The sequence below is a fragment of the Thiomonas sp. TH-17 genome, from assembly GCF_057473305.1.
In genome coordinates, this window is sequence record NZ_JBYCKI010000278.1 from 1 (window position 1) to 10,430 (window position 10,430).

Below are 10,430 nucleotides of genomic sequence, written 5' to 3' on the forward strand. Positions count from 1 at the left end.
GAACCAAGCGCAAACGGCTGCGTCAGGCCTACGAGGAATGGCGCGAGGCGCTGGAGACGGACGATCCGCAGTTTGCCGAATTGCACGCTGCGTGGATTGATGAGGTGTTGGCGCGCGGGCTCGAACTCGACGAGGATGGCAAAGGCGAGGTTCTGAAGCGCACCGACTGGTGCGCGGCCGAACTGAATGTGAGCCTGCCAGAACACGGCGTGACGCTGTCCCCGGACCTCGCCGTCATCGGCGAGCAACGGGCCAACAAGCCGTTGCTGCTCATCCACACCTATGGGCAGGACGTTGACCTCGACGCCACCCTGAAGCTGGACGGATGGGCCAGCACCCCGGCTGATCGCATGGTCCAACTGTGCCGTGCCACCGGCTGCCGTCTCGGGCTGGTGACCAATGGCGAGCGCTGGATGCTGGTCGATGCCCCGGTGGGTGCCGTCACCACCTTCGCCAGCTGGTACGCCCGCATCTGGGGCCAGGAGCCTATCACCCTGCAGGCCTTCGTGCACCTGCTGGGCATCCGTCGCTTCTTCGTCGATGAATCAGAACAACTGCCTGCACTGCTCGACCGTTCCCTAAAGTATCAGGTCGAAGTGACCGACGCTCTCGGCGAGCAGGTGCGGCGCGCCGTCGAAGTGCTGATCCAGGCGCTCGACAAGGCCGATCAGGACCGCGACCGTGAGCTACTGCGCGACGTGAAGGAGCCAGTGCTCTACGAGGCCGCGCTGACGGTCATGATGCGGCTGGTCTTCCTGCTCTCCGCCGAGGAGCGCGGCTTGCTGCTGCTGGGCGACGAACGTTACGAGGCCAACTACGCACTCTCGACCTTGCGCATGCAGTTACGCAAGGAGTCCGAAGAGATCCTTGAGCGCCGCTGGGACGCGTGGTCGCGTCTGCTGGCGATCTTCCGTGCCGTGTTCGGCGGCATCGAACACGAGAATCTGCGTCTCCCAGCGCTGGGCGGATCACTGTTCGATCCGGATCGTTTCCCTTTCCTTGAAGGTCGTTCCAAGGGCTCGAGTTGGCGTACTGATGCGGCCACACCGCTGCCCATCGACAATCGCACCGTGCTGTTGTTGCTGGAGGCCATCCAGCAATTCCAGGGCCGTACGCTGTCCTACCGCGCACTGGATGTCGAACAGATCGGCTATGTGTATGAGGGTCTGCTGGAACGCACCGTCAAGCGTACCGATGAAGTCACGCTGGAACTGGATGCCACCAAGAGCGCCAAGACGCCATGGATCAAATTGGCCGAGCTGGATTCGGCGCGCTTGGATGGTGCCACGCGAATGTCCGAGTTGCTGCAAGAGCGCTCCGGCAGTTCTGCCAGCCGGGTGCGCAACGATCTGGCCAAGCCAGTCGACGACACCTTGACCGACCGCCTGCTGACTGCTTGTCAGGGCGACACCAAGCTGCGCGATCGCGTGAAACCCTATGCCCATCTGCTGCGCACTGACCCATGGGGCTATCCGCTGGTCTATCCCGCAGGAGCCTTCATCGTCACCACCGGTTCCGACCGGCGGGAAACCGGCACCCACTACACCCCAAAATCGCTGACCGAAGCGATCGTTGCCGAGACGCTCACCCCGGTGGCCTATGTCGGCCCGGCCGATGGAGCACCGCGCGATCAATGGATACTGAAACCACCCGCTGAACTGCTCGACCTCAAGATCTGCGACCCCGCCATGGGCTCGGGCGCATTCCTGGTGCAGGCCTGTCGCTGGCTGTCAGATCGCCTCGTCGAGGCATGGTCACTGGTTGAGGCAACGGGCAGAACCGTGAGCGTGGATGGCGAGGTTCTGGAAGCAGGAACTGCCAAGGAGCCTCTGCCTCGCGACGGCGAAGCGCGCACGGTGATCGCGCGCCGCCTCATCGCCGAGCGTTGTTTGTACGGCGTCGACTTGAACCCGCTGGCAGTCGAGCTGGCCAAACTCTCGATCTGGCTGGTGACGCTGGCCAAGGGGCGTCCCTTTGGTTTTCTCGATCACAACTTGCGTTGTGGCGATAGCTTGTTGGGTATTCATCGACTTGATCAACTCACTGAGCTGAGTATGAAGCCTAGCGGCAAAGGGCAGCAGCGATTGTTCGGGCAGAGCATCGAGCAAGCGGTACGCGAGGCCATCAAGCTGCGGATACGCTTGCGCGAAATGCCCATCCGCGAGATTCGCGATGTGGAAGCCATGGCGCATCTGGATGCGGATGCTCGCCGCAGACTCGAAGTGCCGGAATGCATTGCCGATGGGTTCATCGGGGAAGTCTTGGCTTCGGGCGGCAATACGACCGCTATCGAAGGAGCGACCACGATGTTGACCATCCAAGCTGGTCAGGCGGTATCTGGCAACCGCAACGCCCTTGACGCCATCGTGAAGCGAGCGCGGGAAGCCCTGAGTACCGATCTGCCGCCAAGCAAGCCCGTTCGCAGCCCGTTCCATTGGCCGCTGGAGTTCCCCGAAGTTTTCGCCAGAGCATCGTCCGGGTTCGACGCTTTGGTCGGCAATCCACCTTTCCTCGGCAATCGCCTATGGAGGAGCGCAATGGGGGAGAAGCTTCAGTGGCAAAGCCAGATGGTTCTTGGAGCACCCGCAGGCAAGATCGACTTATGCGTTGTGTTTCATAGGCGGGCAGTCGATTTGCTTCGTCCTGAGGGATGCTATGGACTGCTCGCTGCCAGCAATATCGCCGAAGGCAGCGCGATCAAAGTCGGCCTCGGCGTCATCGTCCAGAACGGAAGCATCCATTACGCTCGAAAAGGAATGCCGTGGCCCGGTTCAGCGGCGGTCGTGGTCGCCATCATCGGCTTCTTCAAGGGCGAGTGGCGTGCCGATTGCAATGCCGACGGGAAAAGCTGTCCGCGTATCGGGTCGAGGTTGGAGCCAGAGGCGGCGGACGTCTGGGTGCCACAGGCGCTGCCTGATGCTCCGTTTGCGTTTGCGGGCGTGGACAACAGCAAGGGATTGGCCTTCGTCATCACGTCAGAAAGCCCGTGGTTCAACCGACTCAAGGGTGAACGGGATAGCCTACTGAGACCATACATATCCGGTGACGACATCACGAGTACCGCACTAACTCGGATTGAACGCTGGGCATTGGATATCGGTGATCTCAACTTGAATGTGATAGCGCAGAGATGGCCGCTTGCGCATCAGTTCCTTCATGAAGAAGTGAAGCCAACTCGGACACCAGAAGCTCTCAAGAGCTACAAGGGGCTGGTTGATGTCTGGTGGCAATTTCCCCGTAATCGGGCGGATCTGATGCGCCGCCTCCGACGAAATGAGAAGTTCATCGGCTACTCGAAGAACACCAAATACTCGTGCGGGATGCTTGCGCCTTCGGATTGGATCTACACCAACAAGGTTCTGTTGATCGGAATGGAGCGGGATGACCTGTATGCCATCTCGCTGAGCACTGGATTCCGTGCTTGGCTCGAACGTTTCAGCGGAGGGAATCTCGGGGAGACGCTTTCGCTTTCCATCAGCGAGTCTGTAGCCAAGTACCCAGTTCCGAGCCGTGAAGTCTCACGAGCGGGCATCGATGCGGCAAAGCGATTCAACGACTTGGCGGTTTCATTCGGCGTTGCGCACGAATGCGGTTTGACCGACGTCATGAATGCCATTCATAACCCGAGTGTGGAGGACACAACGATCGTCGAACTGCGTCGGTTGCTGGCCACCATCGAAACCGAGGTGGAGGTGGCCTATGGGTGGGATGACCTCAAGATCGCCTACGACTTCCGGGAGATCGACGGAGGCTCCGCCAATGATCCTTGGCGATGGGCCATTTCGGAAGATGTCACAGCCGACCTCCTTGGACGGCTGACTGCACTCAATCTTGAACGCTTCGAAGCAGCAGCCAACAACCGTGGCGGCGCGTCAGCAGTCACGAAGTCAAAACGGGGGCGCCGAGCGAAGGCCGCCCCTGAAGTAGCACTTGGCGGATTGTTCGATGGGGAAGATGCATGACCGACCAACGTTACCCTGCCAACCTGGTGATCACGAAGCAAGACTTCGCTGACAGTGGATGGGATATGGTGCTGAGTCAGACATCTCGCGAAGGCTACTCGGCGATGTGGCAGGCCTTCTCAGCCGCTGCACGCAAGGCCATTGATGAGAGTCGGAACGAACACGGCAAGGTACTCTGGCTGCTTGCCGATGCCTGTTCGATGATGCTGTCACCGTCGAGTCAGAATAAACCCTTCAAGCCCTACGCCGTCTTCCACGATCGCCGGTCGGTCATCCCGGACGATCTGACTGACGCAGACATCCTGTTCTTTGCAGAGATCGTCGATGCGGCAGACGACATCTGGCTGAAGGCGAGACTTGCCGATCTGGCTTGGCTGAAAAGAAAGCCCAGGGATGTGACGTTCGCACTTACGGCCATCAACGCCTACCGCTCCATCCCGCTGGACAAGGAGACGTGGATTCGCGGTGGACGGGAATGTTGGGAGCGGGCCATCAGCTTGGCCCGGATGCTCAAAGCCGGTGCAGGCGATCGGCTCAAGCAAATGGAAGCTTCGATCATCGCTTCGTTCAACTCCGCAACGCGACAAGACGGTTTCCTCGGGCTCTGGTTGGCAGATCTTCTGAAATCGAACGGATTGGGCCGTCCCCAGCGAGCCTACGTCGCACAGAAGCTGGAAACATTGGCTCTGGAATTCGATGGCGAAGGCGATCTGCACAGGGCCCGTGAGTATTTCTCCGCGTCCGCCAACTGGTACAGAACCATCCCAGACGAATCGAAAGCAGCCGAGATGACGACATCTGTCGCCGAGGGCTGGGTCAAGGAGGCCATCGCCCGGGTCTCGTCGGACAACCCGAGTCACATGATGGCAGCGAGCTTCTACGAGAATGCCATCCAGACCTATCGAACGATTCCCAGAGCCGAGCGTACCGCGTATCGAGTCGATGAGAGGGTCGCTGAACTTCGCGTCCATCTGAATGAGTCTGGAGAGAAAGCTCTGGACGAAATGGAACTGATCAGCACCCCAGGCGTCGACATCACTCAACTCGTCGAGAACGCTCGAAAGTCTGTCAGCGGGAAATCGGCCACCGAGGCGCTACTGGCTTTCGCAAACCTTCATCGTGGAGTGAAGGTCGACGAAATGCGCAAGAGTGCACTTGAGCGAATGCAGCAGTTTGTATTCTCTTCGCTCTTTTCTTCAACGGTGATGAGCCGCGATGGCCGAGTGATTGCCAAACGACCGGCCATGAGCCTTGGTGCGGAGCCCTCGGAAGACGACGAAATCGCCATCCGCTCTGAGATGATTCGTGACTACGGCATTCTGGTCAGCATCGTGGTTCAGGGTGACATCTGGCCTGCTCTTGAAGTTCTGCTGCTCGAACACCGGCTGCGTGAGGCCGATTTCGTCGGCCTCGCCAATCAATCACCCATCGTCCCGAAGGGGAGAGCCGGGCTTTTCGGCAAGGCCTTGTTCGCGGGTTTTGACCGAGATTTCGTCACGGCACTGCACCTATTGATACCGCAGATTGAGCACTTGGTTCGCGTACATCTCAAGCAGGCAGGGGCCAAGACGACGAATCTCGACAAGGATGGCATTGAGAACGAAAACGGGATGAGCACCTTGATGGACCTGCCAGAAGCCGAGCAGGTTTTCGGCAAGGATCTCGCCTTTGAATTCAAGGCGCTATTCTGCGATGCCTTCGGACCCAATCTGCGCAACGAACTGGCTCATGGGCTACTCGACGAAGACGCGTGCCATTCGCCGTTTGCCATTTATGCGTGGTTGTTAGGGTTGCGGCTCGTCTTCAACACCTGGTGGAACATAACGCACAAGAACACTACAGAGGGCGAGGAGGATGCCGATGGCTGAATTATACAAAATGACGGTCGACCTGAACGTACTCGACCACCTCGGGATCAACCTTTACAGCAACATCGCCGCCGTTCTGACCGAGGCCGTCGCGAACGCTTGGGATGCCGACGCGGAGACCGTCGACATCAAGATCGACCCGGAGGGCAACTGGATCAAGATCATTGATGACGGCATCGGCATGTCGGTCGACGACATGAATGGCAAGTACCTGCGAGTCGGTTATCGGCGGCGAGATGAAGATGTCGAGCATGGCAAAACAACTGCGAAGGGTCGACCCGTCATGGGCCGCAAAGGGCTCGGCAAGCTTTCGCTGTTCTCTATCGCCAACGTCATCGAGGTCGAGTCGGCCAGGGATGGAGTAGTCCACGGTCTTCGCATGACAGTTGATGGAATCCACGATTCGGTTCAGAAGAAGGAACCGTTCTATAGCCCCGAGCCCCTGCTTGCTGAACAAATCACTGTCGCCAAGGGCACCCGAATCGTCCTGCGCGACATCAAGCGGCAGCGTCTCGGCCGTGGAGCGCTGGCGTTGCGCAAGCGGCTGGCTCGCCGGTTTTCCGTGATCGGCGAGACCCATGGATTCAAGATCAATCTCGACGGCCGGCCCATTACGCCTTCCGATCGTGGCGACCTGCCGATGGTGCAGTTCCTCTGGCAGTTCGGTGATGACCCGCTCGACCTGGCTCCCGCCAGCCAGCTCCTGGAGCAGGAGTCGCTGCCGAACCGCTTCGATGCCTGGGATACAGAGTGGAAGGTCAGCGGCTGGATCGGCACAGCTAGGTTCCCCAAACAACTGGATAGTGAGGATGCCGGTAACCTGAATGGTATCGTCGTGTTCGCTCGTGGCCGACTGTTCCACGAGAACATCCTCGACAAACTGAATGACGGCCGGCTCTACACGAAGTACCTCACCGGGCAGATCGAGGCCGATTTCCTCGATGCGGACGACGCACCGGACATCGCGACCAGCGATCGACAGCGCGTGCAGGAGGATGACCCCCGATATGGGCAGCTGATCGCCTTCCTGAAATCACGTCTTACACAAGTCGAGAAGCGCTGGACGGAATGGCGCAAGAAGCACGAGGTCGAGAAGGCGAAGGAAACCTCGCCCGCCCTCGCCGAGTGGCTCGACACACTCCCCGAGGGGTACAAGAAAAGTGCGGAAACGCTGATCGCCAAGCTCAGTGCGCTACCGGTCGATGAGGAAGAGGACCGGAAGCTGATGTATCGGCACGGCATTCTGGCTTTCGAGCGCATGAAGCTGCGCGGATCGACCGAGGAGTTCGTGACGAGCATCGAGAGTGCCGACAGGCTCCTTGCCGTGCTCGCCGACAGAGACTCACTGGAGGCATCACTCTACCGGGACATCGTCAAATCTCGCCTGGACGCCATCCGGGATTTCCAGACCATCATTGATGAGGACGCAAAAGAACGAGTACTCCAGAAGTACCTGTTCGATCATCTCTGGTTGCTGGACCCGGCGTGGGAGCGCGCCTCGGGCAGCCCGATCATGGAATCTCGCCTGACGACGGAAGGCGTGCTGATCGACGACATGACCGAGAAGGAGCGTCTGGGCCGCGTGGACATCGCCTATCGCACCAATGCGGGCAAGCACGTCATCGTCGAACTCAAGAAGGTGGGTCGCAAGATGGGATTGCTCGACCTGGTGGAGCAAGGCCAGACCTATGTCGACAAGCTCACGAAGATTCTGCGGGAGCAGAACCAGGCCAGCCCCGACATCGAGGTGATCTTCGTCCTTGGCAAGACCGTCGACGAAGAGGCATCGAACCCCGACCGCCTCAAGTCATCAATGGCTTCGATCTCGCCGGGGAGCCGCATCGTCCATTACGACGCCCTAATTCAGGGCGCTCAAGAAGCGTATTCGGCATACATCGAAAAGAGCAAGTCACTCGACAAGCTCGAAAAGATCGTGGACAGGATTTAAGGTGATAAAGGTATGACGAAAACTTCCACCGCATGGATCGCCACCGATCATGGCCTCGGCACCGACCACAGGCTTGCGCCCTACATCCTGGTTCTGAAGGGTCAGCGCTCCCTCTACCAGGCCATCGCGGAGGACGACTGGGTTCTGGTCCTGAACCCCGTTGGTAGCATCACCCGTGTCGGGCGTGTGTTGCGGGTTCGTTCCGATCTCGAAACCACCACGCTCTATTTCGACCGACTGCTGTCGGTCACCGACCCAGTCTCGATCGGCCTCACTGCACTCTCGCCACCGTCTTCGGGAAGTATTGGTCGGGTCCAGTGGACCGATTTCGTCGAAGCCCTGCCCAAGGCATTGCACAAGACCATCGCCGACGTGCCGACGGTCGGGTCTGACGCCCGTTCACCCCAGCATCAGCAGGAACTCGCCTACATCCGCGAATTGCTGCAACTGGCCGTGATGGACGATCTGCTCGGTCCGGCTGGCGGTCCTCATGAGTGTATCGTCGACATGGGTGTGCGGGATCGCTATCTGGTGGGCAAGCTCGCCCCGCGTGAGGCGGCACAGGGCGGCATCGAAGGGCTCGAAGGGCCACTGGCGAACGACGATGCCGAGGAGCCAACCGATCCGAAGGCGCCCGGCCAGCATGAACCCGGTGCGGAGTTCGGCACGGCGACGGGGCGCGTCGAGCCCGAATCCGACGCGGCAGACGAGATCGACGCGGCCAGCAATCAGTCACTGGTGCCGAGTAGCCTCGGCATGACCTTTTGCGTGGATGGCGACGCCGAACGGATCAAGATCGAGGTGCGCTGGGGTCGCTATGAGCGCAGCGATGAGCACGAGATCTACCGCACCCGCAAGAACAAGGAGACCGGCGCCGAGGAGCAGACCAAGGCGAAGGTATGGCAGCGCATCCCTTGCGGCGGCAAGCTGGTGCTGCCGCTCATTGAAGGCGTGATCCCCCACCAAGCGCCAGACAAGAGCTATCCCGAAGTGCGGGTGCAAGGCTCCGTGAGGGCCAAGAACGCGAATGGTGACCGCCTGGTGACACTGTTCCTGGTCAATGCACAGGAGGAACCCGAGACCAATCGCGATTCCGCCTGGGTCTTCCAGCCAGAGCTGATCGTGCGATCGGAAGCAGAAGTCCACAAGCGCGCCGTCTTCCGTCGCCGCCCCGTACTGGATGCGGACGGTATGGACCCGGAGCGTGAATCGCTGGAGATGATCTACCGCAACCGGGTGGAGTTCGCGGTGGGTCATGGCGTCGCCGTCCATGCTGAAACGGCGGATGACGTGACACTGGCCACCGAGGTGCGCACCATCGTCATGCCTCAATACGAGGTGCAGGTCACCGAGACACCGGGTCTTGATCCCGCCGACCGACCGGCGATGAAGGAAATGGTGAGCAGTGGTCTGCTCGACATGCAGCGCCTCGCCACCCTGGACGTCGATGATCTAGTCGATGCCCTGAGCCTGCTCACCAAGGACTACGCTGCGTGGATCGATGAGCAGCGTGCTCGGATCGCCGCCGACGTGCTTGGCTACGATGCGCAGGCCCGACAGGCAATGGATAGATGCCAGGAGATCCAAGTGCGCCTGCAGCAGGGCATCGATACGTTGAAGGGCGACGAAAAAGCCTTGGCGGCCTTCCGTTTCGCCAACCTGGCGATGGCGACGCAACGCGTGCGCAGCCAATATGCACTTGAGATCCGGCGTGGCAAGGACGTCACCGTCGAGCAGTTCGACGTGCTGAAGAACCGCAGTTGGCGCCCGTTCCAGTTGGCCTTCCTGCTGCTGTCGATCCCCTCGCTGGCCGACCCGACGCACCCGGATCGCGTGCAGCCCGTCGAAGCCTATGCCGACCTACTGTGGTTCCCCACCGGCGGTGGCAAGACCGAGGCATACCTGGGTGTGGCCGCCTTCACCATGGCCATTCGGCGTATGCAGGGCAATCTTGGCGGCTACGACGGCTCGCGCGGTCTAGCCGTGATCATGCGTTACACCCTACGCCTGCTTACGCTGCAGCAGTTCCAGCGTGCCACGGCACTGATCTGTGCGATGGAGCTGCTGCGACGCGAGGCGCTGGCCAAGGGTGACGAGTTGCTCGGTACCGAACCCTTCACCATCGGACTGTGGGTGGGCAACAAGGTGACCCCGGGCACGACCGAGGACAGCCATCGGGCCATCGAGGACATCCGCAACCCCGGCAAGTACAACGCCGGGGCGGCCTCACCCGCGCAACTGACCAGCTGCCCCTGGTGTGGCTCGGAAGTCGCCCCTGGGCGTGACGTAGAGGTCGACAAGGGCCGTGGACGCACCCTCGTCTACTGCGGCGACAAGAAGGGCCGCTGCGACTTCTCGAAGGGCAAGTCCAGCAAGCTCCCTCACCCGGGCATCCCGGTGCTCGTCGTGGACGAGGAGATCTACCACCGCCCCCCGACCATGATGATCGCCACGGTGGACAAGTTCGCCATGATGGCGTGGCGGGGCCAAGTGCGCACGCTGTTCGGTCGGGTCGGCCAGGAATGCGAGCGGCACGGCCTGCTATGGCAGGGGGTGGACTGCAATGGTAACCACCAGGCCGGAAAAGGACTCGCTGCCACCAAGGTCAAGAACATTAGCCCGATCCGACCGCCGGACCTGATCATCCAGGAC

At 60.4% G+C, this 10,430-nt stretch carries 4 protein-coding genes; all 4 read left to right on the top strand.

Features of this window, described 5'->3' with window-relative positions; translation table 11 throughout:
• Positions 1 to 3,962, top strand: a 3,962-nt coding sequence (locus AC2VLV_RS15670; RefSeq protein ID WP_486990860.1) for an Eco57I restriction-modification methylase domain-containing protein, incomplete at its 5' end; no start/stop codon positions are given.
• Positions 3,959 to 5,830: a DUF4209 domain-containing protein gene (locus AC2VLV_RS15675; protein ID WP_486990861.1), complete on the top strand. Its 1,872-nt coding sequence runs from the start codon at positions 3,959 to 3,961 to the stop codon at positions 5,828 to 5,830. The genes AC2VLV_RS15670 and AC2VLV_RS15675, both read left to right, overlap by 4 nt.
• Positions 5,823 to 7,778, top strand: coding sequence for a BbrUII/HgiDII family restriction enzyme (locus tag AC2VLV_RS15680; protein ID WP_486990862.1), 1,956 nt, complete (start codon positions 5,823 to 5,825; stop codon positions 7,776 to 7,778). The genes AC2VLV_RS15675 and AC2VLV_RS15680 overlap by 8 nt, the downstream gene beginning before the upstream one ends.
• A gap of 12 nt (positions 7,779 to 7,790) precedes the next feature.
• Positions 7,791 to 10,430 (top strand): DISARM system helicase DrmA (locus tag AC2VLV_RS15685; protein ID WP_486990863.1); only part of this gene is annotated, 2,640 nt, incomplete at its 3' end.

Bases quoted from the DNA above. Each gene is read 5' to 3' on its own strand.
- AC2VLV_RS15675 (WP_486990861.1), top strand. From the start codon at position 3,959: ATGACCGACCAACGTTACCCTGCCAACCTGGTGATCACGAAGCAAGAC.
- AC2VLV_RS15680 (WP_486990862.1), top strand. From the start codon at position 5,823: ATGGCTGAATTATACAAAATGACGGTCGACCTGAACGTACTCGACCAC.